Genomic DNA, 24,715 nt, shown 5'->3' with positions numbered 1-24,715 from the left:
GCTTATCAGGGCGGTTTTTTATCTCTGGCATTACGCCACTTCAGAGCGAGAAGTACGAGGGTTACTGCTCTGGCAGATTGAGATCCAGCTTGGCAGCAGGTTGTCCGGCTTGCTGATTCTCGGCCTGCGCTGCGGCCAGAGCACGCTTCAGGGCACGCCGTTTTTGTATCACCACAAACCCGACCCCACCCAATACCGCCAGCAGCACACCACCACCTGCCAATGCCCAGATCAGCCAGCCCATTTCCTCCTCTGCCGGAGCTTCATGGGTCGCCTCGGCACTGGAGGCCGGTGCGGCGGCCGACACCACCTCTACAGGAGGCGGCGGTGGCGGGAAGACATTGAAGGTTTTCACCGGCAACTCGATTTTCAGCTCACGGCCGAGGCGAGTGGTGCCATAGAGGGTTGCTTTCACCTCATGCTGACCGACCTCCTTGATGTTGGAGAGATCGATATCAAGCTTGGGATCGCTGGCTGTCTCGCTGAACTCGTAGAGGCCGCCCACATTGCTGGTCACACTCCCCTTGACCACCACGGAAGCGGGATCCAGCTCATCACGGTCGATTAGCAGTGAGAGCTTGGCACCCAGCTCATCCGAAGGCGGCGACAAGTTATAGCTGAACGGATAGGGGTAAAGCAGCACATCCTGATAACGGGCACGGACAAACACCTGATTGCCGGTGCTGAACATGGCGCGGTACTTGCCACCGGGAATATCCTGCAGCGTCACTTCCGCCGTCATGATGCCATCGCCTGGCACCTCATCTAGCCCCTTGCCATCATCGCGATAGTGGCCAAGCACTTGATCCAGCACGACCTCTTTCTTATCGGCATCGCTGAACGATTGCAGCTTGACGGTCATGCCAAGGTCAGAGAGATAGTATTTATCTTTCGGCGGCTGACCATTGATCAGCAACCACGCCTTGAGTTTGACCACCTCCCCCTGATAGAGCTGCATCGGCAGGGCGGCGATATCGAGCCGGATATCGGAGAGAATGCGTACCCGGTTGTCGGGATCCACCTCGCCAATCGCCTGCCAGGGGCCCGGCATGGGATTGCGCAGGGTAATGAGATCATGCTCCGGCAGCGCCAGCCAACCCACATCTGCGGGTTTGACCTTGCCCACGTAAAGCTTGCTGCCATCGGGGCGAACCAGGATCACGGACGGGGTGCCCGGCTTGCGCTTGATGATGAAGGTTATCTCCTTAACCCCATAATCGATGCGAAAGCGGTTATCCAGCAGCGGAATATCGGAAGGGGCAAATACCTCGGTCGCCGTCGCCCCCAGCGAGAGCAACAACAGCAGACCGGCACACCACTTGCTCATTGCCGCCACAGACAACTTCCTCCTTTCTTCTGTACCAGGTCCAGTCTCGCCTCGTGCAGGGCCTGAACCTCGGTGCTGGCACGCACCACCTTGAGGGCGGGTCGGTTGCTCTCCAACCGGCGAATGCTGGTGTCCTGATTGTTTTCGTTTTCGTTGCTCTCGGTGGCCAGATTGAGTTTGGTCTGGCCGCCGGTCATCAGCAGGTAGACATCCGCCAGGATCTCCGCATCGAGCAAAGCCCCGTGCAGGGTACGGTGGGAGTTGTCGATACCGTAACGATCGCACAGCACATCCAGGTTGTTGCGCTTGCCGGGGAAGAGATCCCGCGCCATCGCCAGGGTATCTGTGATGGTGCAGATATCCGCCGTCTTGAAGTTGAGTCCGAGCTTGCTGAACTCGTAGTCCATGAAGCTCACGTCAAACGGTGCGTTGTGAGCGATCAATTCGGCGCCGCGGATGAACTCGAGGAATTCGTCGGCAATCTGGCTGAACGACGGTTTGTCACGCAGGAACTCGTCGGTAATACCATGCACCTGGATCGCTTCCGGGTCGACCAGACGATCAGGCTTGATATAGACGTGATAGTGGTTACCGGTCAGCTTGCGGTTGATCACCTCCACACAGCCGATTTCGATAATGCGGTGCCCCAGATAGACAGGGCCGCCCGCCGTATTCATACCTGTGGTTTCAGTATCCAGAATGATCTGGCGATTCAGTTGGGGTGTGTTCATGATCCAATCTATGTCAAACTTCGGCTTTACTTACTCGCTAGTTTACCCCAAGCCTCATGTTAAAACAGATTGATTGCTCATGTTAAAACAGATTGATGTCTATACCGACGGCTCCTGCCTCGGCAATCCGGGCCCGGGTGGTTACGGGGCCGTCATGGTCTACGGCAAGCACCGCAAAGAGATTTCCGCCGGATTCAAGTTGACCACCAATAACCGGATGGAGCTGATGGCCGCCATCATGGGGCTGCGCACCCTCAACGAACCGTGCAAGGTGCGCCTCACCACCGATAGCCAGTATGTCCGCCAGGGGATTACCCAGTGGATCATCGGCTGGAAGAAGAAAGGGTGGATGACCGCCAACCGGCAACCGGTCAAGAACGTCGATCTCTGGAAGGAGCTGGATGCGGAAGTGGGTCGCCACCAGATTGAGTGGCTCTGGGTAAAGGGTCACTCCGGCCACCCGGAGAACGAACGGTGCGACGAGCTGGCCAGAGAGGCCGCCTGCAGCAAGGATCTGGCCGAGGATACCGGCTACCAGCCCTGACGGGCCATTCCCGGTGTAGCGAGGGACTTTGGCAGTTGCCAGCGCCGCCGCACCGGGATCAGTGGAAAGCGCCGTTTACGGGCCGCAATCACGTATACCGATGCAAATGCCCTGCAATAATCCCGCCCGATACTCTCCCGCCACCAACTGTGCCAGCTCTGTTTTCCCATAAACGAATAACCAAAGCGCTCGTCGAACATCACCTCGCATCCCAGCAGATGCAACCAGTCCGTCACCCGCCCCGGGGTGAACATCCGTGCCGACCAGGGCATTCTGCGCCGCAAGAACGGCACACAGTGACCGATCCCGACCAGACTCATGGGGCTATAACCACTGATGATCAGCCAGCCATCGTCGGTCAGCACCCTTTCGGCTTCGCGCAACACCTGATGAGGATCGGCAGAGAAATCGAGGCAGTGGGCCAGTAGGCAGGCATCGACGCTGCCGGTCCGCACCGGCAGATCGAGGGGATCGCCATACATGTCGAGCAACCGCCCGCCGGGGGCGACCCCGATCTGGTGACGAATGGAGGAGCGTTTGCAGGAGAGTTCGGCGCTCAGAGCGCCAATTTTCAGCAGATGATACCCAAACAGATTGGGGCACCAGTTGTCGAGCCGATCCTGGATCTCGGCCGCCACCCAGTCCCCCATAGGCAATGCAGACCAGCTGGTCGGGATCTCGATTTGTTGTTCGGTACGTGCCACCTGCATAATAGGGCTCAACTCGGGGTTTCGAACGCCATCCTGTTATATAAGATACCCTCCCTAAAGAGAAGCAGACTCATGTATCCAGTGATCACAGTTCCAGCCTTTAATGACAACTACATCTGGTTGATCCGCCACGAAAATCACTGTCTGGTGGTCGATCCGGGCGATGCCGCACCCGTGCTGGAGCGGCTCGAGGCATTGGGGCTGGTGCTCGATGCCATCCTGCTGACCCATCACCATCACGACCATGTCGGGGGCGTCACCGACCTGCTTGCCCACTTCCCCCACGCCCGGCTCTATGGCCCCAAACTTGACCCGATGCCGGATCACCACGGTCAGTGGCTGGAAGATGGCGATCAGATCAACTGGCACGGCCTCGCCCTCGAGGTGATCCATGTGCCCGGGCACACTCGCGGCCACATCGCCTACCACGGCAACGGCATGCTCTTTTGTGGCGATACCCTCTTCTCGGCCGGTTGTGGCCGCCTGTTTGAAGGGACGCCGGAGCAGATGTACCACTCGCTGCAACGACTCGCCGCCCTGCCCGATGAGACACTCATTTATTGTGCCCACGAGTACACCCTCTCCAACCTGCGTTTTGCCTATGCGGTCGAGCCGGACAACCCGGCGATCCGCCGCCAGATCGGGCTGATCAGCAAACTGCGGCAACAAGGACTGCCAAGCCTGCCAACCCGGCTGGGTGACGAACGCACTTTCAACATTTTTCTGCGCTGCGAACAGGATTCAGTGAAATTTTCTGCTGAAAAACATGGGCTAAAATGCGTGGAAAATCCGGTAGATACCTTCACCATACTGCGTCAGTGGAAGGACGTTTTTTGAACAAACCTTGATCAGGGGGCCATTGCCCCTTATGATGCGAGCTGTTTTTCCTAAAAATGACCGGAACGAGATGAAGGTACGAACGGCCTTATTGGCAGCGCTGTTGCTCAGCGGCTGCCAAAACCTGAGCCATCAGGATGACCGGGCGCTAACGGCAATCGAGCCGATCAAGTCCCCCCAGGTCAAGAAAAAAGCGCATAAAAAACACTCTTCCCATTTCCTGTTTGGCGATGAACAGCTGGACGAAATGGAAGATACGGACAATCTGTGGGTGCGTATCAGCGATGATATGCAACTGGAAACTCCGGACAACCCGCGCATCCGCCAGCAACGTGAGTGGCTGTTGCGCAATGATAAGCATCTGGCGACCATTGCCAGCCGGGCTGAACCCTACCTCTATCTGATGGTAGAGGAGATTGAACGGCGTGAGCTGCCAATGGAGCTTATTACTGTCCCGATGATCGAGAGCATGTTTGATCCTCATGCCCGATCCCGCAGCAATGCCGTCGGACTCTGGCAGTTTGTGCCAGCGACAGGCAGAAACTTCGGTCTGCGCCACGATAACTGGTATGACGGACGGCGCGATGTGCTGGCATCTACCAATGCGGCGCTCGACTATCTGGAATACCTGAACCGCTTCTTTGATGGTGACTGGCTGCAAACGCTGGCCGCCTACAATGCCGGTGAAGGACGGGTTCGCAACGCCATCCAGCGTAACCAGCGTGCCGGCAAGCCGACCGACTACTGGTCGCTCGACCTGCCCCGCGAAACCCGGATGTATGTGCCCAAGATCCTCGCCATGGCTGACATGATCAGCAATGCGGACAAGTACAATATCCAGTTGCCGGTGCTCGCCAACGAGCCGAAGCTGCGAGTGGTGGAGACCGGCAGCCAGATCGATCTGAATGTGGCCGCCCAACTGGCAGGTCTGCGCACCTCACAGCTCAAGGAGGTCAATCCGGCCCTGAGCCGTGGCGTGATGTCGCCCCGTGGCCCTTACCGCCTGCTGGTACCGGTAGAATATGCCGATACCCTGGAGCTGGCACTGGCCGATCTGCCCAAGAGCGAGCGTATTCGTACCCGCTCCTATCAGGTCACCAGTGGCGATACCCTGTCGCGCATCGCCCAGAATCATGGCGTCAGCGTGAGTGAGCTGAAGCTGGCCAACAATCTGCGCAGCAACAACCTGCGTCGCGGTCAGCAACTGGTGATCCCGACCCACGGTCAGGTCAGCAGCAAGGCCAGCTCCGCCAGCAAACCGCAACAGCTGGCAAGCCGTGGCAGCAGCCAGAAGGCCAAAGTCAGTTACAAGGTGCGCTCGGGTGACAACCTGTGGAGCATCAGCCAGGCGCACGGCGTCTCCCACGAAGAGCTCGCCAAGTGGAATGGTCTGAATGCCAAGTCGGCGCTCAAACCAGGCATGAAGCTGGTGGTCTATCCCAAGCAAGGGAAGAAGAGCGACAAATCGATGGTGTATCAGGTTCGCCGTGGCGACTCCATCTCCTCCATCGCGGCTCGCTTCCAGGTGGCCATCAACGATGTGATGCGTTGGAACCAGCTGGATAAAGGGGATTACCTCAAGCCCGGTCAGGAGCTGACCCTGTTTGTGAAGAACAACAGCTAAGCCTCACCGCTTGAACCCGATAAAAAACGGGGCCAGTCATCTGACTGGCCCCGTTTTTTATTACTGCGGTTAACCGCTGCTGTGTCTAAGCCGCCGACTAGAACAATGGCTTGGCGCCGCCTGCGGATGCATCACCGCTCTGCAGGCAAAACTATCACCGCTATTCCCAGAGCCTTGTCGGCACCACCATCAGCACGGTGCGCTGACCGATCGCCACATTGGCATTGGGGAAGACCACCGCCTCACGCGGCTTCTCGACGGTGTAACGCAGCTCACCATCCTCGGCCAGCACGAACCCTTGGGGGAATTCGGTGAAGTTGTCCACATCGCTGGCGAACAGGAAGCGAAAGTCCGCCGATTTTTTGGTGATCACCCGATCGATGGCAAACAGGGTGAAATCATCCGCCCGCCACGGCTCCAGCGCCACCTCATCCTGAGTGACCAGCTCCTGCAGCGCTTGGCGGGTTTCGATAAAGCGGGTCATATCGTTCTCGCCAAACGGGCGCACCTTGCCCAACTCCACCGTAAAGGCGTGGGCACCATGCTGGCGTGAGCTGTAGTAACTGAAGGTGGTGGTCGGGCTGGCGGAAAGCAGAATAGTACGCACCCCGCAGGCGCCGAGGAACTGCACCTGCTCGCGGCAGTGAGGCCGCTCGTGGGGGAAGGGGTAGACGGCAAACTTCTCGTGGCGCGAACCGCGAATGGCGGTGTGCAGGTCGTAGTGGTAACGGGGACGAGCAGGATTGGCAAAGAAGCGGCTCACATACTGCTCAAGACGCATGGCGCGGATCCGCTCCCGATTGCAGAGCCCCTCCCCCTTGCTGTGTGCTCCGGAGAAGAGCCGGTTCATGTTCTCCTCCACCTCCCGCAGCCCCAGATTCATCGCAGCCGGATTGCCAAACAGGAACAGCACCCGATGGCGGGCGCTCAGCTCGCCTGAGAGCAGACGACTCAGCAGCTGGTTGCAGATCTCGATGGGAGCGGTCTCGTTGCCGTGGATTCCGCAGGAGAGGACGATATCCTTGCGCCCTCCCGGCTGGCCGCCCGCGCCACTGGCAGGCTCCAGACAGAGCACGCCGGTATCCCAGACGCTGACCCGCGCACCATCGGACAGGGCAAATTCAAAGGGCTCAAGCTGCCACTCATGGCTGCGGGTCAAGGTCAAAAAATCGTGCTGGGGAATCATCCGTCTCACCCTCTTGCGCTGGAATACTATGGCCGGATTATACGCAAGGCATCGCGGCTTAAAATCGTTTTTTAAACAAATTCAAACATTAACGATACAAGTGTGATAACAATCGAACGACGACAGCAATGGCAGTAGCAATGTGGAATAAAGAGGAGAGGAAAAAGGACCAACAAATAACAGGGGGAAAACGGGGGATATAAAACAGACAATGACAGACTTGGCGGCCGGGCGCCACGGGGTAGAACAGCAAACGACTCAGCAGAAAAACAAGGCATCCATGCCCGGCTGATCAACCACGCCAGAACGGCTTGGTGGTCTCTTGATAACGGTCAGCTTCGTTCAGGCCGATGTCTTTGAGCAGGTACTCGGGCAGCTCGGAGAGCTGGCGACGGCTGCGGCTGCGCTCCAGCCAGGTCAGAACGGTCATTTTAACGCGAGCAACCAGATTCAATTGGCTGGAATGCTGGTAACCGGTTTCGGTATAAGTCATGTTGGCCATGATGTGGCTCCTCTGAATATTTGTTTACGCACTGGGCTTTATTTGATGCGCAAAGCTTAGTCAGGGAGCAGGGCCGACTCAATTGACGAATTTTGATACGTTACATTAGGAAAACTAATAGTAAAAAGCTGACTAATACAATTTTAATTGTTTGATTTATAAAGAATAATTAAATCACCATTCGACCATCAACGGCCCGCAGCATATTGTGCTGCATGGCACCACCTTACATATGCAATTTACCGCATTGCCTATGCACTCGCCAATGGACGTGCCATGGGTGGCAACCCCGTCATTACATTCGATTGTTAATTTCGTGATCTCTTGGCGATCTTAAATTAACACAATGAAACATAAAACAAACTTACCTTTCCTCCCGCGCAGCTCCCTCGATGAAGACCCGAAAACGCCCCTCTTGGCGCGCAACCGGCATACTGGTATGGTTATTTATACAGTAGTTTATTCCCCTGCCCTGACGCCATCGTTTATGCCGTCAGCGGCGGATGAAACCACAGGATCATCGATGGATACCTTTACCCCGACCGCCGCCCTGCGTCAACAGATGGCCGCCATTGAAGCCTCTCTCAACCAGCTGGCCGATCTGCTTGGCCAGCTCGAGCTGCAGGAGGCCCATGTCTATCCTCTCCCCCCGGTTGCACAGGGGGAAGAGCACGACCCGATCGAGCAAATTGAGGTGGGCTATCTCAACGGTGAAGCCGCGCTGGCGGCCACCCTCGCCGCCTATCGGGACCACAGCGCCCGTCCCGGTTGTTCCACCAAGGCGACTCATCGGCTGCCCGGCTGGTTGCGCTTTCCTGCCGCCGCAGCCCCTTTGCTGCAACCGCTGATCGACCAAATCAACCAGCACAAGCTCGATTTCAAGGCGCTGGTGCAGCAGGCGGGGGGACGGGACGAGAAGTTCGAGCTGGTACATACCGCCCTGCCCGGCGTGATCACCCTGCAGGTCTACCGCAAACTGACCCTGTTGGCGGGGGAACTGCAATCCCTCGGCTTTACCTGGGCCGATAAACAGACCATCAATCGCCTCAGCCGCGAGCAGGTGCTTGAGATGCTGGAGCGCAGCCGCCGCTACATACCGGCCCTCTCCAACAACGAGGAGTGGAGCAAGATGGTGGATCAGGAGGTGTACGACATTCGCCGCCTGCCGGCCGATGCCGAGTTGCGGATCCGCCGCCCGGTCAAGACCCACCCGATGATCAACCTGCTCTGGCTAGAGCGCACCCCGCGCAAGCAGCAGATCAAGGCGAGCCTGCCTCTGCTGCTCTGCTCGGATACCCCGCCCGCGGTCACCCATCTGGGCAACTATCCCCCCAAGAGCCGACAGGCGCGGCGAGATCGCAAGATTGGTGGTGAGCCCATCATCGAGCGGCTGCACCTCTATCTCTATCAGGGGTGACTGGATCAGGGATAGCTGGTTCAGGGATAACCGGGCCGCCTTGCCGCGATAAACGACGAATCCCGCATCTGCATCCCAAACGAGAAAAGGGAGAACATATCTGGATGTTCTCCCTTTTCTATCTCGATAGGCGGTATGAAAGGTGGCGCCGCCAATCAGCCCATCAGCAGGGCTCGCAGGCTCTCCACATCCAGCCCGCGCACCTCGGACTGGCCGCTCAGCAGGCCATCGGCCAACGCCCGCTTCTCGTCGTGCAGAGCGACGATCTTCTCCTCCACCGTCTGCTCGCACACCAGCCGGTACACGGTCACCGGCTGGGTCTGGCCCATCCGGTGCGCCCGATCGCTCGCCTGATCTTCCACCGCCGGGTTCCACCAGGGATCGAGGTGCAGCACGGTATCGGCCTGGGTGAGGTTGAGGCCGGTGCCCCCCGCCTTGAGGCTGATGAGGAACAGCGGCACCTCCTCATGACGAAAACGCAGGATGGAGTCCTGACGGGACTTGGCGGAGCAGCCCCCATCCAGATAGCAGTAGTCCCAGGACTTCTGCTCGATGCGGGCTCGCAGCAGGCTCAACAGATCGACAAACTGGCTGAACACCAGCACCCGATGACCACCGTCAATAGCCTCCTCGAGCAGGGCCATCGCCTCATCCAGCTTGCTGCTTGTCTGCGACCACTCGGGCATCACCAGCTCCGGCGAACAGCAGAGGCGGCGCAGTCGGGTTAACCCGCTCAACACGTGCATCAGGGCACGGCCATCGGCGCTTTGCACCTGCTGCACCACTTCCCGCCGGGTCGCCTCGTAGAGCTGGCGCTCCTCAGGGGAGAGGCTGATGTGGTGGATGATCTCGGTCTTGTCCGGCAGCTCGGTCAGCACCTGCTGCTTGAGACGGCGCAGGATAAAGGGGCTGATCACCGCCCGCAGCAAGGCCATGTGCTGGGGATCCTTGACCGCCTTGCCAAATCGACGCTTGAACTCGCCAAGGCTGCCGAGCAGCCCCGGGTTGATAAAGGTGAAGAGGCTCCACAGCTCCCCCAGATGGTTCTCGATGGGGGTGCCGGAGAGGGCGAGGCGAAAATCGCCGTCAAGCTGGAACAGCAACTTGGCGCGCTGAGTACCGGCGTTTTTGATCTGTTGCGCCTCATCGAGCACCATGCTGGACCAGCGGCGGGACTTGAGCGCCTCCGCCAGGCTGCCAAGCATGCCGTAGTTGATGAGGATCACCTGACCGGCCTTGGCCTCGCGAATGATCCCCTCCCGCTCGGCCGGGTTCTCGAACACCACCACATCCAGCTCGGGGGCGAAACGGGCCACCTCCTCCTGCCAGTTGGTGACCACTGACTTGGGCACCACTACCAGGGCAGGGCCAAGGTGCTGACGCATCCGCAGCACAATCAGCGCCTGCAGTGTCTTGCCCAGACCCATGTCATCGGCCAGACAGGCACCAAAACCGTGATGGGCCAGGGTCGCCATCCAGCGCACCCCCTCTTTCTGATAGTCCCGCAGGGAGGTAAGCAGCTCGTCCGGGCAATCGACCTCCTGCTGCCACTCCTGCTGCAGGGATTGCCACGCTGCATCCCCTTCGGTGGTAATGACCGAGAGCAGGCGAGTCAGGGGATAGGCCAGCTTGTTGTTGATGCGCTGCTCTTCATCGAGCATGGCCCCCAGCATGGTGAGCCGCTCCACCAGCTTGTCGCTCAGCATCAGGCTGGTCTTCTCATCGAGCTGAACGGTGCGCTGCCCCGGGGTCATCTGGCGCAGAATAAGGCGCAGATCGAGGATCTGGTGCTCATCGAGCGCCAGTGCCCCTTCGACCTGGAACCAGTCCTGCCGCCGCTCGATGCGCAGGCTCAGAGCCGCTTCATCAAGGCTCTTGAGGCGAGCGCTGTCCTGATGCCAGTGAATGACCACACCGGCATCCACCAGCTCGGGCAGGGCATTGACCAGCGCCAGCGCCTGTTCCCCCTGCAGCAGCCACTCGCTGCCGGGCAGGCCGATGGGCAATTGATTGCGCAGCAACTGGGCCTGCAGCTTCTCGGCCCCGAGATCCCGCTGCCAGTAGTGGTACGCCTTGATCCCCTGCCGCACGATCGCCTCCCCCTTGCCAAGGGGCTGGGGCGGCAGATCCTCAAAACGGGTCACCAGCTTGACCGACAGCTGACCATCCTGCCAATCCAGTTGCACCGAAGGAATGCCCGGCCAGGGAGCCAGTTCGGCGTTGCCGCTAAGCCCCGCAACCTGACTGTGCCAGGGCAGCTCGGGAATGGCGTCCAGCGTGCGTTGCAGCTCGGCCAGCCCCTCGGCGGGCAGCAGCGGGATGGATTCGAGCGCAGGCAAGCGGTCGAGCAGCGGCTGCGGAGTGAGGATCAACTGCCACAGATCCTGCGCCAGCGGTATGATATGGGCCCCGCGGGCGGCCGCATCGGGGCAAAGCTGCGCGCTCATCCCCTGCTCGGTAGCCACCACCTGCAGCAGGGGGGCGCTGATGGCCAGTTGCAGCTTTTGCCCCTTGGCGTTGAACAAGCGGGGGTGATCGGCCAGCGGCGCCCAGACATCCCGCGGCAGTCGTCCCATCACCCGTGGCAGGGTGCGAACCAGTGCCCAGTCATGCTCGTCGAGCATGGCGGCATACTGGGTGGAGAGCAGGGCCGGATCGACCCGGCGACCGGCGGTCCACTCCCCCTTGGTGCTCAGCTTCTGGATCTTGCACTCCAGCTCGGGGCCGTCGGCATGGAGCAGCCACACCAACCGCTCCTGCGGCTTGCGCACGCCACTGGAGCGTCCCAGCCCCTGCAACCAGTTGAGCCAGCTGGCAGAGGCCGCGGTTTTATCCTCATCCCCGTCATCATCCTGCTCGTCACTGCCCTCTTGCGCCCTCTCCTCACTGCCGCGCAGTTGGCACAGGGGCGCCCCTTTGGCCGCCTCGCCCAACAAGATACGCAGCAGATCCTGACAAAAGGCCATCAGGCGATGATGGGGCTCGGCATCAAGCAGATGGGAGAGATCCCACTTGTGCAACATGGCCACCTGCGGGCTCTGGGCTCCGTGACGGGCCAGCGCGCAGAGATCGAGCCAGAGATAGCCCCAGTGGAGCTCCTCTACCGGCAGTTGCAAAGTATCGAACAGGCCGACCGCCTGACCGTGACGATCGCCCGCCCACTGGCTGAGCAGGTCGGCAAGCAGGGGGAACTGACCAGTCAGGGTGCGCTGCCACTTCTTGCGCTGTTCGCTGGCGATGACGGGATCGGCCTGCTGCAACCAGCCAAGCCAGAGCAGGGCGCTGAATGAACGGGGCCACTGGCCCGCCTCGCCCTCATCGGTTGCCTGCCACTGGCCCAGCGCGGTGAGCAGCCGCTCGCCAAGCGGGCCGCTCTGGCTCTGCTGGGCCAGTGCCTGCAGGGCTGGCCAGCCGGGGGCGGCATCCTGGTCCTCGCCGGTTGGCGATGTGCTCTCGCCATCCCCGCAGAGCCAGCGCCACTCCGCCTCGAACGCTTTGGCCCGAGCCTGCACCTCGGGGGCACAGCGCACCAGCGCATTGGCCAGCGGCCAGCGCTCTTCATAGGGGGCATCGAGCAAGAGTTGCAGCGAGAAGTGCTCCAGCAACATTTGCTGCCAGGCGGGGCTGGAGCCCGCCAGCAGCTGGTGAGCGTCCGGGGTATCGAGCAGGGTCAGCAGATCGCTGGCCGAGAAATAGGTGGGGATCTCTCCCGCCTTGCCGCGGCAGAGCTCGCGCACCACCGCATGGGTAAGATCCTGCCCGGTCAATGAGGGCACCCGGCTCCAGTCCGGCGCCGGGCAGAGACCGGCACGCACCCCCAGGATCAGCGCCAGCGTCCCCTCGGCGGTCAGGCTCCACTGCTGCTCCCCGCGCAATCTGACCAGCCCCGCATCCTGCAGTCGGGTCAGTTTATCGATCAGGGCATGGCCTATCGCCAGTTGTTCTTGCAGCAAACGGGTACTGGCAACGCGCTGCAATTGCAGGGTTGCGAGCAGGGCATAACTATCCGAAGAGAGGGTGGACGCAGACATCAAGACTCACGGGCAAGTGCAAAAGCGGAATTTTAACGGTAAAGCGCCAGCGGCTCGACCCTTTACCGTGAAATAACTCAAAAAAAAAACGGCCACCCATGATGACCGTCGAAAGTAACGAAGGAAATAGCCGGATAATCCGGTTACCTCCCACAGCGGGAAAATCGGGAGCGCTAGCCCCTAATTCGTGGAGCCAATGCTAGAGGTTGGCGCCCGAAAAAGCTTTGAAGCGGATCACAGTTGAAAAGGATTTCTGAAAACGGTTTCAATTTTTAGCGGCAAAAAACCATGATTTCGCGCCAAATGAGCCATGTCCAAATCCCTCCTGCTCACCCGGCACAAGCGGTAGAAAACCCTATAACGGTCGCTTGTCGAACGCCCCTGTGCGGGCAGCTGTCAGCTGTATAGCTTCACCAGAACCTGCCACCCCTAGGCTAGATTTCAGGGCCACCGGACATGGCCGAGATGGGCCAGGAGAGCACGAATCTGCTCCCTCCCCGTCCGGTAGATTGGCAAACTGCGCTGCCGCCGTGGGCCTCTGCAATCGCCTTGACCACGGCGAGCCCAAGTCCGCTGCCGCCGCTCTTGCGCGAGCGTGACGGATCTCCTCGACGAAACGCATCGAAGATACAGGCGGCGATCTCCTCGCTGATGCCTGGCCCCTCATCTTCCACACTCAGGACGCACACACTCTCCGAGCGATACAGCCGCACGGTCAGCAGGCCCGGCAGCGCGTGCTTCTGGGCATTTTCCAACAGCGCCATCAGGGCCTGACGGATGCGAAATAGATCGCAGCAGACATGAAGTTCGCTATCGAGCTCCCGCTGCAACACAAATCCGCTCGCCGCCAGAGGGCTGGCAAACGCCTCAAGCACCACAGCAAGCTCGTCGGCCAGCCTGACCTCGGTCCGCTGCAACTCCAGATGACCGCTGTCGTTGAGGCTCAATACCCGCAAATCCTCGATCAGGTGATTGAGCCCCTCCACCTGACGCAGCAACCCCTCGAAGAGTTCGCTGCTGGGAGGAAATACCCCTTCGGCCAGCCCCTGCAAGCGGCCGCGCAAAATGGTCACCGGAGTGCGCAACTCGTGGGCGATGGCAGCATTCCAGAACTCCCGCTCGCGGGTCATGCTCTGCAACCGCTCAGCCATGGCGTTGAAGTCGCGCACCAGTTGCGCCGTCTCCCCGATCGCCTGCTCATCCTCCGGCACGCGGGCATCGAGTTTACCCTCGGCCACCTCGCGCAGGCTGGTTGCCACCGAGTTGAGGGGAGTCAGGATGCGGCGAGAGAGGCGCACCGCCACGTAAAGCGCCATCCCCAATGCAATGAGAATGGTGGAGCCGATCCAGATCATCTCGACTCTGGAGGGCACCCAGGTCTCGGAGATGCTGCCCGGCACAAACGCCACGGCGATACCATAAAACACATAGGTGCCGATCACCGCGAGGGAGATGATACCAAGCGTCATCAAGCCCAGAGAGCGGATGATCTGCCTGCGAAGGCCGGGCGCCGATTTCATGCATCGCCCCCGAAGCGATAGCCAACGCCCCAGACACTGGCGGGGACCCCCTGAATGCCGTGTGTCTCCAGTTTTTTGCGCACTTGCTGATGTGGCTATCCACAGTGCGCTCCTGGGTATCCCCCTCCGGCAGGCAGTGAGTCAGCAGTTCGGCGCGACTGAACACCCGTTTCGGCGCCCGCATCAAAGAGGCGAGCAACTTGAACTCGGTCAGGGTCAGCTCCAGCACCTGCTGCTGGTCATCGCGGAAAATGCTGGCCTCGTGGCTCTCCAGATCGATCTGAAACTGGCCGACCCGCAACACATTCGCCGTGGCTGACTTTACGGCCCGGGTGCGTCTGAGCACGGCCTGCACTCGCGCCACCACTTCGGCCGGATTGAAGGGTTTGACCACATAGTCATCCGCCCCCATGCGCAGCCCCATCAGCTTGTCGAGATCCTGATCGAGGGCGGTCAACATGATCACCGGCGTATCACCGCGCGCCCGGATCTCGCTGAGCACCTGCCAGCCATCCAGTTGCGGCATCTGCACATCCAGCAGCAGGAGATCGGGTTTGAATGCCTGATGCATGGCCAGCGCTTCACGGCCATCGGCGGCGTGCAGGGAGCGCAACCCATGACGTTGCAGGTAAGCGGCGAGGATGTCGGCGATCTCGGCTTCATCCTCTGCAATCAGTACCAGTGACTGGCCCGCCGGGCTGGCGGAAGCATTGAGATGGGACATAGTCGGACTCGAAAAAAGGTGGCGTTGAACTTTATCATCGCCTCCATGGATTCCACAAAGCCTCGAATCATTCGCAATAGCCCCTCGCCATAATGGCCGTTCGATGCACTCTCCGGTCACATCACACCGGAGAGAAGGTTTAACGAGGTGAGTGGATGATGTTTGTAAAACAGCGGTATGCGGGCGCCCTGCTCGCCGTCATTGCCGCATTCGGGTTGGCGGGTTGCGATGTCGCGCCGCAAGAGCAGGAGGCACCCGCCCTGCCTCAGGTATCGGTGCTGACTCTGACTGGTCGGGAGCTTGTCATCAGCGAGGATCTGCCCGCCCGGGTGGCGGCACTGCGCAGCGCCGACATTCGCGCCCAGATTAGCGGCATCGTACAGCGCCGCCTGTTCGAGCAGGGCGCCGAGATCAGCGCAGGCACAGTGCTGTTCCAGATAAACCCGGCCCCCTTCAAGGCCGATGTCGACAGCGCCGCCGCCGCATTGCAACGGGCCGAGGCCGTGCTGGCTCGCGCCCGCATCCAGATTGACCGCCTGAAGCCGCTGCTGCGCACCGACGCCATCAGCCGCCAGACCTATGACGATGCGGTCTCCCAGCGGGATCAGGCGGCTGCCGATGTAGCCCAGGCCAAGGCGACCCTGGCCCGGCACCAACTGAACCTGCAATTTGCCAGCGTAGAGGCCCCCATCGCCGGACGTATCGATCAGGCGCTGGTGAGTGAAGGGGCCCTGGTGTCGCCAACCGATACCACCCCCATGGCCCGGATCCAGCAGATCGATCAGGTCTACGTCGATGTGCGCCAACCGGCCTCGGTGCTGGAATCCCTGCGCCAGCAGGCTGGCTCAACGGCACCGGAACTGGCGGTGGAGATCCTCGGTAGCAATGGCACACCGCTGGGCATGCAGGGGCGCATCCTCTTCTCCGGCATCGAGGTCGATGCCGGGACCGGCGATGTGCTGCTGCGGGTGCTGGTGGACAATCCCGAGAGGCGGCTGTTGCCCGGTCTCTACGTGCAGGCGCGCATTCCCCGTGCCCGCTATGCCAACGCCCTGACCGTGCCCCAGCAGGCAGTAGTGCGCACATCGGGTCAGACCAGCGTGTGGGTGGTGGATGGCCAGGGGCAGGCACAGCTGGTTCCGGTCAACACCGCTGAACTGGTGAATAGCCAGTACCGCATCGCATCCGGGCTCAGTGCCGGGCAACAGGTGGTGATCGAAGGGATCGATCGTCTGACCCCGGGAGTTCAGGTCATTGCCTCCCCCTGGCAACCACCCGCTGTCAGCCAACCGGCTGACGGTGGCATTCGCTGAATCGGAGAGTTATCCATGCCGCAGTTTTTTATCCATCGCCCGGTGTTTGCCTGGGTGATCGCCCTGTTCATCGTGCTGGCAGGGGTCATCGCCATCCCCAAGCTCCCCATCTCCCGCTATCCCTCGGTGGCGCCGGTGTCGGTGACCCTCTATGCCGCCTATCCGGGCGCCACACCGCAGACCCTGAACGATGCGGTGGTGAGCCTGATCGAGCGCGAGCTGTCGGGAGTGAAGAACCTGCTCTACTTCGAGTCCTCGGTGGACGCCTCGGGCAGCGCGCAGATCACTGCTACCTTCAAGCCGGGCACCGATCCGGAGCTTGCGCAGATGGACGTGCAAAACCGCATCAAGGCGGTCGAGCCTCGCTTGCCACAAGCGGTGCGGCAAACCGGCCTGCAGGTGGAGTCCGCCTCATCCGGCTTTCTGATGATGGTCGGCATGACCTCACCGGATGGCCGCTTCGATGAGGTTGCCCTCAACGACTACATGGCACGCAATATTGTGCAGGAGCTGCGCCGCATCGACGGGGTAGGACGAGTGCAGCTGTTCGGCGCCGAGCAGGCCATGCGCATCTGGGTAGATCCGGCCAAACTCGCCGCCTACGGGCTGACCATTGGCGAGGTGGCACAGGCCATCGAGCAGCAGAACATCCAGATTGCCCCGGGACGCCTCGGTGATGAACCCGCCCTGCCGGGGCAGCGCCTGACGGTTCCCCTCACGGTTCAGGGGCAGCTGACGACCCCCGAGGCATTCGCCGCCATCGTGCTGCGAGCCGGTGGTGATGGCGCCAAGCTGATGCTGGGTGATGTCGCCCGGGTCGAGCTGGGGGCGCAATCCTACGCCTTTTCCAACCGGGAGAATGGCGTGGCCGCCACCAGCGCCGCCATCCAGCTCTCCCCCGGCGCCAACGCCGTGCGTACCGCAGATGCGGTGCGCACCCGTCTCGCCCAGCTCGCCCCCACCCTGCCGGCGGGCATGGCCTATTCGATCCCCTTTGACTCGGCCCCTTTCGTCAAGGTCTCCATCGAAAAGGTGATCCATACCTTGCTGGAAGCCATGGTGCTGGTGTTTCTGGTGATGTTTCTCTTCCTGCAGAACCTGCGCTACACCCTGATCCCGGCCATCGTCGCCCCCATCGCTCTGCTTGGCACCTTCGCGGTGATGCTGCTGGCCGGTTTTTCGATCAACTCCCTCACCATGTTCGGCATGGTGCTGGCCATCGGCATCATAGTCGACGACGCCATCGTGGTAGTAGAGAACGTCGAGCGCCTGATGGCCACCCGGGGGCTGTCGCCCAGGGAGGCGACGTCGCAAGCCATGAAAGAGATCACCGGGGCGGTGATCGGCATCACCTTGGTGCTCACGGCGGTGTTCCTTCCCATGGCGTTTGGCAGCGGCTCGGTGGGGGTCATCTACCAGCAGTTCACCCTATCGATGGCGGTGTCGATCCTCATTTCGGCCTTCCTCGCCCTGACCCTGACGCCCGCGCTCTGCGCCACCCTGCTGCGTCCGGTCAGTCCGGATCATCATGAGAAACGCGGCTTCTTCGGTGCCTTCAACCGGGGTTTCGAGCGGTTCACGGCAGGCTACGGTGCGCGGGTAACCCGGCTGGTCGGGCGCAGCGGACGGATGATGGCAACCTTTGCCGCCCTCTGCGCCGCGCTGGCCATCGCCGCCGCCCAGCTGCCCTCCTCTTTCCTGCCAGACGAGGATCAGGGTTACTTCATGACCTCCATCCAGCTGCCGACCGGCGCCACCAGCGAGCGTACTCTTGAGGTGGTCAAGGCCTTCGAGGCTCACGTCGCCTCTCGCGAGGCGCTGGACACCAACCTGGTGGTGCAGGGCTTCAGCTTCTCCGGCGCAGGCCCCAATGCCGCCATGGCCTTCACCATGCTCAAAGATTGGGATCAGCGTCATGGCGCCACGGCAGCCGAAGAGGCAGATCTGGCACAAGCGGCTATGGCAAATATTCCTGAAGGCACGGTAATGAGCCTGCTGCCGCCCGCCATCGACGAGCTGGGCACCGCCTCCGGCTTCACCCTGTTCCTGCAAGACAGGGCCAATCGGGAGGAAGCCGCGCTGCTGGCCGCTCAGGCCCAACTGCAGGAACTGGCCGCCAAAAGCCAGGTAGTCAGTGATGTGTATCCCGACAATCTGCCTCCCGGCGAGAGCATTCACCTCGAGATCAACCGACAGAAGGCCGAAGCCATGGGACTCTCGTTCGCCAGCGTGAGCAGTACCCTGTCGGCCGCGATGGGGTCGCTCTACGTCAACGACTTCCCCAACGGCGGGCACATGCAGCAGGTCATTCTGCAGGCAGACGCGTCGGCGCGCATGCAGCTCGATGATGTGCTCGGCCTGCGGGTGCGCAATGCCAGCGGCGGCATGGTCCCCCTGCGGGAGGTGGTGACACCGGAATGGCGCGAATCGCCGCAACAGATGATGCGCTTCGATGGCTTCCCTGCCGTGCGTATTGCCGGAGGGGCAGCGCCCGGCATCTCCAGCGGAGCGGCGATGGCGGAGATGGAGCGTCTGGTGGCGCAATTGCCGCCAGGCTTCGCCCTGGCCTGGACGGGACAGTCGTTGCAAGAGCGCCAGTCGGCCGAGCAGGCCCCCCTGCTGATGCTGTTGTCGGCACTGGTGGTCTTCCTGGTGCTGGCGGCACTCTATGAAAGCTGGTCGATCCCGCTCTCGGTGATGCTGGTGGTGCCGCTGGGCCTGCTCGGTGCTGTCGCGGCCGTGATGCTGCGCGGCATGCCCAACGACGTCTTCTTTAAAGTAGGCATGATCACCATCATCGGCCTGTCGGCCAAGAACGCCATCCTCATCGTGGAGTTTGCGCGCCAGTTGCACAGTGAAGGGCGCTCGCTGCTTGATGCGGCTGTCACTGCTGCCCGCCTGCGCCTGCGCCCCATTCTGATGACGTCGCTGGCCTTCACCCTCGGCGTGGTGCCCTTGATGCTCGCCAGTGGCGCCAGCGCGGAGACCCAGCATGCCATCGGCACCGGCGTGTTCGGCGGCATGATCAGCGGCACCCTGCTGGCCATCTTCTTCGTACCGGTCTTTTTTGTCTTCATCATCGGGGCGCAGCAGCGCCTGCACTCCTGGCAGGCACGGCGAGCATCCAACAGCATTCATGCGGCTCGATGACCACAGATACACAGGCGGCCGGATAGTCCTCAGCACATCACCAAAAAGAAAAAGCCCAACCTGCTAAACAGGTTGGGCTTGGTATGTGGCGGAGAGACAGGGATTCGAACCCTGGGTGGCATTGCTGCCACAATTGATTTCGAGTCAATCCCGTTCGGCCACTCCGGCATCTCTCCGTGGGGAGAGAGTTTTACCCAAGCTGGGCCGAGGATGCAATAAAAATTTCTTAGATATCAAATGGCTGAATCAGATATCTGGGAGCGGGCTCACAATGCGGCGCGTGCTGTTCGCGTTGCAAGGCCCCCCTGCATCCACCCGACATTAACCCTCTCGCACACCCGGCCATTATCCATATCGTGATATTGCCCCATTGCCATCAGGCGTCTCTTTTTCCTGCTTGGCGCTCAAATTTATGGGTGATGCCGATTTTGGCCGGTTTCCTATGTATCCCCACATCATTGCTTGTGCGCGGCAAGCTGGTAATCATGGGCTGATTGAGGAACAATCGCGCCATTCTGGCGGCTGTGTTGATGATGTTCCGCCCCGATTGAACTGATGGATCTCCTTATGCGATTGCCGAAACTCAAGCCCCTACCCTTAACGCCCGCCCTTTCCATGCTACTGGCAGCGATCCTGCTCTGCGCCGCGCCGGCAGAGGCCAAACGCTACCCGCTGCCACCTGCCGGGAGTCGCCTCATCGGTGAGCTGGAGGATTACATCATCCAGCAGAATGAACATCTGGAACTGGTTGGAAAAAATACGCAAATTGGATTTTTGGCGCTGCTTGAAGCAAATCCGGGTGTAGATCCCTATTTACCCAAGCCGGGTACCCGCTTGACGCTGCCCACCCAGATGCTGCTGCCTGATGTGCCTCGAGAGGGGATCGTCATCAATCTGCCCGAACTGCGCCTCTACTACTTCCCCAAAGGGAAGAACGAGGTCATCGTGCTGCCCATCGGGATTGGTGATATCGGCCGCGAGACTCCGGAGATGACCACCACCGTCATCGAGAAGAATCCCAACCCGACCTGGGTGCCCGGCCCCATGGTGCGCAAATCCTGGCTGGAGCAAAAAGGGATCACCCTGCCCGCCGTGGTGCCCCCCGGCCCGGAGAATCCCCTTGGCAAGTTCGCCATGCGCCTTGGCTATGGCAAGCGCGACTACCTGATCCACGGCACCAACAAGGATTTTGGCGTTGGCCTGCGTGTAAGTGCAGGCTGCATCCGGCTGCGACCTGACGATATTGAGGCCCTGTTCAAGATTGTGCCGATCGGCACGCCGGTACGGGTCATCAATCAACCGGTCAAGGTAGCCATCGAACCGGATGGTCGGCGCTGGCTGGAGGTACACTCCCCGCTCTCTCGCACCGAAGAGGAGCTTGAAAATGGCGCCCCGCTGATGTTATCACCGGCCATAGAGAGCTTTATCAGCGCACCTGACGTGATGCAGGATGAGGTGACGGCGGCGCTGGAGAGCAAAAACGGCCTGCCCCGCCCCATCAGCAGCCAACTTGTCAGTGGCTAAGTCACCAGCGCCCGAGTCGCACCGGAGTCACCTTACCTCATGAAATACCTGCCTCTCATACTCATGGTGATCTGCCATCCCCTGTGGGCAAAAGACATCCTCTGGATGAACAATGGCGATCGTCTGACCGGTACCATCGAAGAGATTGGCGATGAGTCGGTACGCATCTCTTTGCCCTATACCGGTGCCGTTACCGTCAAGCGGGATGCCATCAAGCGCTGGCGACTAGAGCATCAGGATAAACCCAAGGCGACCGCCAAAGGTGGATTCACCCTGTTCAAGGATGAGCAGGATGAACGCAAGGCCTGGCTCTGGACCGGTAGTGGCGATCTCAACATCAAGCTCAAACACAAGGACAAGCACACCAACAACGTCAACTTCAAGGGCAAGACCGAGTTGGCCAATCTGGACTGGCGCTACAGCTTCTCCGGAGAGTACTCCTACGAAACGTCTGACAGCGTCACCGATAACCACGACTACAAACTGAACCCGACCATTGACTACTTTTTCGATCAGCAGTGGTTTGTGCGCAGCTCGCTCAATGCCGAATATGACATGCTGGAAAGCAACTACCTCAGCCTCGACTATGGTACCGGGCCGGGTTACCGCTTCTGGAACGAGAAGCGCCGTCGGCTGGAGTTCGTGGCGCAAGGGGGTCTGCGCAAGGCCTACTTCAGAGAAGAGAGCGGGATTGGGTTGCTCTTCAAAGGCAACCGGATCATCGACTACCCCTTTGCCAGCATGAACTGGGATTATCGCCAACCCATCCCGATATGGCGGGAAAAACTGGAGCTGTTCAGTCAGGGGCGCTATCTGCTCTATCTGGATCAACCCTCACCCTATATCACTCTGAATCGAGATGTGACCGGCAGCGTGGGCCTGCGCTACTACTTCAACGACCACCTGCGCCTCTCCTGGTCGAGCGAGATGGAGTGGGAAGATGGCGAAGTGCATTTCGTCGGTCTCGAGCAAAAGTACAAAGAGACCGAATTCAGGCACCTGCTCAATCTGGGCGCCAGTTTCTGAGTCAACTGTAAACAGAAAGAGGAGCCAAGTTGGCTCCTCTTTCTGTTTTGGTCATCACCTGCCATGGCACTTCTCCGATGATGGAGCAGGCAACAGATGAGAAACCGGCCGTACGCTCAGATCAGCCCCCAAGCGGCAATCTGGTAGATCCATACCATCGCCAGCAGGGTGCCGACCAGCCCCATGATGACGCCGATGCGCACCATCTGGTGACTCTCCACCAGACCGGTGGCGTGGGCCAGCGCATTGGGCGGGGTACTGATGGGCAGCGACATCCCGAGCGAAACCGAAATAGTAACCGCCAGGATCAAGGTGTGGCTGCCGCCCCACTCTGCCAGCTCCGGCATGCTGACTGCCAGTGCCGCTACCAGTGGCAGCAACAGATTGGCGGTTGCGGTGTTGGACATAAAGTTGGCCATCACCACCGCCAGCAGACAGGCACCAATCAGCACCGCCAGCGTGGAGTACTCGTGGAACGGAATATGGGTGATGAGCCGCTCGGCCAACCCGGAGTCCTCCAGCGCCAGCCCCAGCGCGATACCGCCCGACACCAGCCAGAGCACATCGAGGGAGATCTTGTGCAGATCGTCCTTGGTGATGATGCCGGTGGTCAGGAACACCGCCACCGGGATCATGGCGACCACGTAGGAGCTCATGCCGTGCAGATCCCCCAGCAGCCAGAGCACTATGGTGGTGATAAATGTGAGGTAGACCACCCAGGCACGAGGGGTCTGCATAAAGCGCCCCTCAATCTTGAGATCCATTCGCTTGAGGGTGCTCGGGAAGAAGCGCCCCAGCAGGAACCAGCCAAGCAGCAACAGCAATACCACAAAGGGCACCGCAAATCCCATCCACTGGCCGAACGAGATGGCATGCTCGCCGGTCAGGTATTTGAGGGCCACTGCGTTGGGCGGAGTGCCGATGGGAGTGCCGATCCCGCCGAGATTGGCCGCCAGCGGAATGGCCAGCACAAAGCCGATTTTGGCCGGGTCCTTGTCGGGGAACGCCGCCAGCACCGGGGTAAGGATGGCCAGCATCATGGCGGTGGTGGCGGTATTGCTCATAAACATGGAGAAGGTGGCGGTGATCAGCATCAGCCCCAGCATGACGATCCGTGGATCCTGACCAAACGGGCGCAGCAGCACCCGCGCCAGATTGACGTCCAGATGGTACTTGGTCGCCGCAATGGCGAGGAAAAAACCACCGAGAAACAGCATGATGACCGGCGAGGCAAACGTCGCCATCACCTCGGTGGACTTGAGCAGCTCCCCAAACCCCGGTTCAGCCTTGTCGGCAGTCATGAACCAGAGCCCCTTGTCGGAGAGCAGCAGCAGCTCCAGCACGATGATCAGCACCGAGGTAGCAAAGATAGGGATGGGCTCCAGGATCCAGCAGAGGGCGGCCAGCACGAAAATGGCCACGACCCGCTGCTCGATGACGGTGATCCCCTCCAGCGGGATCCAGTGGGTCGGGATCAGCAGGAGGGTGAGGCTCAGCAGCAGTGGCAGAATAATCTTGTTATTGATGGGCACTATTGTCTCCAGGATCGGGAGTAAGAAGCCAATAGTGGCATAACATGCTATCGCCTCACGCGGCTATCTCGCCAAAATGAGAGCTGGCTAACTGCACGGCGCACCGTTTTGTGAGTCATATCAAGCTGGGGTCAGCGCGCGATGGCTGACGCCTCAACCCTTGCAACAAACAGGCAAAAAAACGGGCCCGCTGTTCGTTGCACACGACAGCGGGCCCGTTTCACCATTCATGCCGATGAGGGGGCTCAGAAGTAGATGCGGGTCACCGACTCGATGACGCAACCTGGGCGGCGGATCCCTTCGATCTCCACCTTGATCTCTTTGAGCAGCTCCAGCCCACCCTTGATGGGGGTGACCCGGGCCAGCTTGGTGCGGGCGCGGATGTTGCTGTCCACCTTGATGGGGTACGGGAAGCGCACCTGATCCAGCCCGAAGTTCACCACCATGCGGGCGGTCGGGAACTCGGGGGTGGCCTCATCGACCGAGCCGGTCAACTGCGGCAGCAGCGCCAGGGTCAGGAATCCGTGGGCGATGGTGGTCTTGAAAGGCGACTCGGCGGCCGCACGCTCCGGATCGGTGTGGATCCACTGGTGATCCCCGGTCACGGCAGCAAACTGATCGATCATCTGCTGGCTGACGTGCAGCCACTCGCCGACATGAGTCTCTTCACCAATGCGAGCCTGCAGGGCGGCATAGAGCTCGGCCGCCTCGGCCCCCAGCTCAACTGCGGGTTCCTGAGCCACGGCAGGCTGACCGTTGGCTACTTGTGCCACGGTTGCTGCATCCTGTTGCTGCTCGCTCTGGGACTCGGCTTGCAAGTCCAGCACACGCCCCAGCAAAGGATGAAGATGTGCCTTTTGCTGAAACTCACGCCAGTAGTCGCGGATCGCCGGAGAGAGCCAATCCTTGAGCTCAAAGGGGTGCTGCGCCAGAATTTCGCGCTTGCGCTTCAGAAAATCGACAACTTTCATCTACCGATCCCTATTTAATTCAATGCCTGTAAAGAGGTCTAACCAG

General features: G+C 60.5%; 17 protein-coding genes, 1 tRNA gene and 1 pseudogene. 8 read left to right on the top strand and 11 right to left on the bottom strand.

Going from position 1 to position 24,715, the window contains the following annotated elements:
• Positions 1-61: 61 nt before the first annotated feature.
• Both ACTG2W_RS20375 and dnaQ read right to left on the bottom strand, forming a co-directional pair.
• Entirely contained in the window at positions 62-1,327 is a 1,266-nt protein-coding gene (locus ACTG2W_RS20375; protein WP_031227836.1) for a TIGR03503 family protein, read from the bottom strand.
• Positions 1,324-2,058 (bottom strand): DNA polymerase III subunit epsilon, encoded by a 735-nt coding sequence (gene dnaQ / locus ACTG2W_RS20370; RefSeq protein ID WP_021231229.1) that lies wholly within the window; start codon positions 2,056-2,058, stop codon positions 1,324-1,326. Before dnaQ ends, ACTG2W_RS20375 begins: the two co-directional genes overlap by 4 nt.
• Before the next feature lie 79 nt (positions 2,059-2,137).
• Here dnaQ and rnhA point away from each other — a divergent pair, with 79 nt between their 5' ends.
• Complete coding sequence (rnhA, locus tag ACTG2W_RS20365; RefSeq protein WP_115544142.1) at positions 2,138-2,602, top strand: ribonuclease HI; 465 nt, start codon at positions 2,138-2,140, stop codon at positions 2,600-2,602.
• Here the strand turns inward: rnhA and ACTG2W_RS20360 are convergent.
• Positions 2,590-3,312, bottom strand: coding sequence for a methyltransferase domain-containing protein (locus ACTG2W_RS20360; RefSeq protein ID WP_181281560.1), 723 nt, complete (start codon positions 3,310-3,312; stop codon positions 2,590-2,592). The genes rnhA and ACTG2W_RS20360 overlap by 13 nt on opposite strands.
• 72 nt (positions 3,313-3,384) lie before the next feature.
• Here ACTG2W_RS20360 and gloB point away from each other — a divergent pair, with 72 nt between their 5' ends.
• Positions 3,385-4,149: a hydroxyacylglutathione hydrolase gene (gene gloB, locus ACTG2W_RS20355; RefSeq protein WP_005337817.1), complete on the top strand. Its 765-nt coding sequence runs from the start codon at positions 3,385-3,387 to the stop codon at positions 4,147-4,149.
• Positions 4,150-4,219: 70 nt separating this feature from the next.
• Positions 4,220-5,773: a lytic transglycosylase gene (locus tag ACTG2W_RS20350; RefSeq protein ID WP_058055865.1), complete on the top strand. Its 1,554-nt coding sequence runs from the start codon at positions 4,220-4,222 to the stop codon at positions 5,771-5,773.
• Positions 5,774-5,933: 160 nt separating this feature from the next.
• On the opposite strand, the gene astE is transcribed toward ACTG2W_RS20350, so the two are convergent.
• Positions 5,934-6,959 carry a succinylglutamate desuccinylase gene (astE, locus tag ACTG2W_RS20345; RefSeq protein WP_106842628.1) on the bottom strand — a complete coding sequence of 342 codons (1,026 nt, stop codon included), beginning with the start codon at positions 6,957-6,959 and terminating at the stop codon, positions 5,934-5,936.
• A gap of 292 nt (positions 6,960-7,251) precedes the next feature.
• A complete protein-coding gene (locus ACTG2W_RS20340) occupies positions 7,252-7,461 on the bottom strand; it encodes a DUF1127 domain-containing protein (protein WP_005337823.1) in 210 nt (69 codons plus the stop codon).
• 523 nt (positions 7,462-7,984) lie between these two features.
• Between ACTG2W_RS20340 and ACTG2W_RS20335 the strand changes: the two genes are divergently transcribed.
• On the top strand, positions 7,985-8,878 hold the full coding sequence (locus ACTG2W_RS20335; protein WP_106842629.1) for a DNA replication terminus site-binding protein: 894 nt from the start codon (positions 7,985-7,987) through the stop codon (positions 8,876-8,878).
• Between the two features lie 155 nt (positions 8,879-9,033).
• Here the strand turns inward: ACTG2W_RS20335 and ACTG2W_RS20330 are convergent, their stop codons facing one another.
• From ACTG2W_RS20330 to ACTG2W_RS20320, 3 genes and pseudogenes are all read right to left on the bottom strand, one after another.
• Positions 9,034-12,909 (bottom strand): DEAD/DEAH box helicase, encoded by a 3,876-nt coding sequence (locus ACTG2W_RS20330; RefSeq protein WP_106842630.1) that lies wholly within the window; start codon positions 12,907-12,909, stop codon positions 9,034-9,036.
• Positions 12,910-13,343: 434 nt separating this feature from the next.
• The gene (locus tag ACTG2W_RS20325; protein ID WP_236302301.1) at positions 13,344-14,429 is read right to left on the bottom strand and encodes an ATP-binding protein; all 1,086 of its coding nucleotides are present in this window, start codon (positions 14,427-14,429) and stop codon (positions 13,344-13,346) included.
• 142 nt (positions 14,430-14,571) lie between these two features.
• Positions 14,572-15,153 (bottom strand): annotated as a pseudogene (locus ACTG2W_RS20320) (response regulator transcription factor); the annotation flags it as partial.
• Between the two features lie 155 nt (positions 15,154-15,308).
• Here ACTG2W_RS20320 and ACTG2W_RS20315 point away from each other — a divergent pair.
• Together ACTG2W_RS20315 and ACTG2W_RS20310 are read left to right on the top strand one after the other, a co-directional pair.
• Positions 15,309-16,466: an efflux RND transporter periplasmic adaptor subunit gene (locus ACTG2W_RS20315; protein ID WP_106842633.1), complete on the top strand. Its 1,158-nt coding sequence runs from the start codon at positions 15,309-15,311 to the stop codon at positions 16,464-16,466.
• A 15-nt stretch (positions 16,467-16,481) separates the two neighbouring features.
• A complete protein-coding gene (locus ACTG2W_RS20310) occupies positions 16,482-19,616 on the top strand; it encodes a multidrug efflux RND transporter permease subunit (protein ID WP_106842634.1) in 3,135 nt (1,044 codons plus the stop codon).
• Between the two features lie 86 nt (positions 19,617-19,702).
• Here the strand turns inward: ACTG2W_RS20310 and ACTG2W_RS20305 are convergent.
• Positions 19,703-19,792, bottom strand: a tRNA-Ser gene (locus ACTG2W_RS20305).
• 439 nt (positions 19,793-20,231) lie between these two features.
• On the opposite strand from ACTG2W_RS20305, the gene ACTG2W_RS20300 reads away from it, so the two are divergent.
• Together ACTG2W_RS20300 and ACTG2W_RS20295 are read left to right on the top strand one after the other, a co-directional pair.
• Positions 20,232-21,140, top strand: coding sequence for a L,D-transpeptidase family protein (locus ACTG2W_RS20300; protein WP_233267152.1), 909 nt, complete (start codon positions 20,232-20,234; stop codon positions 21,138-21,140).
• A 39-nt stretch (positions 21,141-21,179) separates the two neighbouring features.
• Positions 21,180-22,166 carry a DUF481 domain-containing protein gene (locus ACTG2W_RS20295; RefSeq protein ID WP_058055848.1) on the top strand — a complete coding sequence of 329 codons (987 nt, stop codon included), beginning with the start codon at positions 21,180-21,182 and terminating at the stop codon, positions 22,164-22,166.
• A 116-nt stretch (positions 22,167-22,282) separates the two neighbouring features.
• Here ACTG2W_RS20295 and ACTG2W_RS20290 read toward each other — a convergent pair whose 3' ends face one another.
• On the bottom strand, positions 22,283-23,698 hold the full coding sequence (locus tag ACTG2W_RS20290) for an SLC13 family permease (RefSeq protein ID WP_106842636.1): 1,416 nt from the start codon (positions 23,696-23,698) through the stop codon (positions 22,283-22,285).
• 245 nt (positions 23,699-23,943) lie between these two features.
• On the bottom strand, positions 23,944-24,669 hold the full coding sequence (locus ACTG2W_RS20285; RefSeq protein ID WP_019445964.1) for a MaoC family dehydratase: 726 nt from the start codon (positions 24,667-24,669) through the stop codon (positions 23,944-23,946).
• Positions 24,670-24,715: the final 46 nt, after the last annotated feature.

Origin of the sequence: Aeromonas sp. 96A (genome assembly GCF_051919165.1) — a bacterium.
Lineage (GTDB): Bacteria > Pseudomonadota > Gammaproteobacteria > Enterobacterales > Aeromonadaceae > Aeromonas > Aeromonas veronii.
The sequence above is the reverse complement of the archived record's forward strand: the minus strand, read 5'-3'. Positions and strand labels throughout refer to the sequence as shown.

What these genes read in the sequence shown, in the direction of transcription:
- ACTG2W_RS20375 (WP_031227836.1), bottom strand. Translation starts at nt 1,327, where the DNA reads ATGAGCAAGTGGTGTGCCGGTCTGCTGTTGTTGCTCTCGCTGGGGGCG.
- dnaQ (WP_021231229.1), bottom strand. Translation starts at nt 2,058, where the DNA reads ATGAACACACCCCAACTGAATCGCCAGATCATTCTGGATACTGAAACC.
- rnhA (WP_115544142.1), top strand. Translation starts at nt 2,138, where the DNA reads ATGTTAAAACAGATTGATGTCTATACCGACGGCTCCTGCCTCGGCAAT.
- ACTG2W_RS20360 (WP_181281560.1), bottom strand. Translation starts at nt 3,312, where the DNA reads ATGCAGGTGGCACGTACCGAACAACAAATCGAGATCCCGACCAGCTGG.
- gloB (WP_005337817.1), top strand. Translation starts at nt 3,385, where the DNA reads ATGTATCCAGTGATCACAGTTCCAGCCTTTAATGACAACTACATCTGG.
- ACTG2W_RS20350 (WP_058055865.1), top strand. Translation starts at nt 4,220, where the DNA reads ATGAAGGTACGAACGGCCTTATTGGCAGCGCTGTTGCTCAGCGGCTGC.
- astE (WP_106842628.1), bottom strand. Translation starts at nt 6,959, where the DNA reads ATGATTCCCCAGCACGATTTTTTGACCTTGACCCGCAGCCATGAGTGG.
- ACTG2W_RS20340 (WP_005337823.1), bottom strand. Translation starts at nt 7,461, where the DNA reads ATGGCCAACATGACTTATACCGAAACCGGTTACCAGCATTCCAGCCAA.
- ACTG2W_RS20335 (WP_106842629.1), top strand. Translation starts at nt 7,985, where the DNA reads ATGGATACCTTTACCCCGACCGCCGCCCTGCGTCAACAGATGGCCGCC.
- ACTG2W_RS20330 (WP_106842630.1), bottom strand. Translation starts at nt 12,909, where the DNA reads ATGTCTGCGTCCACCCTCTCTTCGGATAGTTATGCCCTGCTCGCAACC.
- ACTG2W_RS20325 (WP_236302301.1), bottom strand. Translation starts at nt 14,429, where the DNA reads ATGAAATCGGCGCCCGGCCTTCGCAGGCAGATCATCCGCTCTCTGGGC.
- ACTG2W_RS20315 (WP_106842633.1), top strand. Translation starts at nt 15,309, where the DNA reads ATGATGTTTGTAAAACAGCGGTATGCGGGCGCCCTGCTCGCCGTCATT.
- ACTG2W_RS20310 (WP_106842634.1), top strand. Translation starts at nt 16,482, where the DNA reads ATGCCGCAGTTTTTTATCCATCGCCCGGTGTTTGCCTGGGTGATCGCC.
- ACTG2W_RS20300 (WP_233267152.1), top strand. Translation starts at nt 20,232, where the DNA reads ATGCTACTGGCAGCGATCCTGCTCTGCGCCGCGCCGGCAGAGGCCAAA.
- ACTG2W_RS20295 (WP_058055848.1), top strand. Translation starts at nt 21,180, where the DNA reads ATGAAATACCTGCCTCTCATACTCATGGTGATCTGCCATCCCCTGTGG.
- ACTG2W_RS20285 (WP_019445964.1), bottom strand. Translation starts at nt 24,669, where the DNA reads ATGAAAGTTGTCGATTTTCTGAAGCGCAAGCGCGAAATTCTGGCGCAG.